Here is a 460-nt window from a genome sequence, read left to right as displayed (position 1 = left end):
AAGTGAAATATTTTTAGTGGAAGAAATGAACATATTTGACTTACTTTATGCAGGCTCTGCACAGGAACAACTTCTTACGTATGCAACACGAACGCTCGAAAAGCTTCTCAAATATGATGAAGAAAGTGGTGGAACTACTCTTATCTCTACTCTTCACATCTTTCTTGCAAATGAATGCCATCTTCAAAGAACAGCAAAAGAACTGAATGTTTCGCTAAGTGGGTTGAAGTATAGAATTCAGAGATTAAAAGATATCGGAGAGATTGATTTTAAACATGCCGATCAAAAATTTAATCTTCAGCTTGCTTTAAGAATTCTGAATGCCAATGGGAAGATCAACTTATTAGAAGTATAAATCATATGGATCAGGTTAAAAGGAGAAAAATTTTTGTTTTCTCCTTTTTGTCTTATTAAGGCGGATTTTTTCATTAAGAACAGTAGGAAATGGCTAGTCCTAACT

General features: G+C 33.7%; 1 protein-coding gene. It reads left to right on the top strand.

Annotation, left to right across the window (positions count from 1 at the left end; all coding sequences use genetic code 11):
- Window positions 1–355: helix-turn-helix domain-containing protein (locus V7137_RS20340; protein WP_335699761.1), on the top strand; the 355-nt coding region annotated here is incomplete at its 5' end.
- Window positions 356–460 lie beyond the last annotated feature (105 nt).

The organism is Neobacillus drentensis, from assembly GCF_036962765.1.
Lineage (GTDB): Bacteria > Bacillota > Bacilli > Bacillales > Cytobacillaceae > Neobacillus > Neobacillus drentensis_C.
This window is presented reverse-complemented; position numbering and strand designations above follow the sequence as displayed.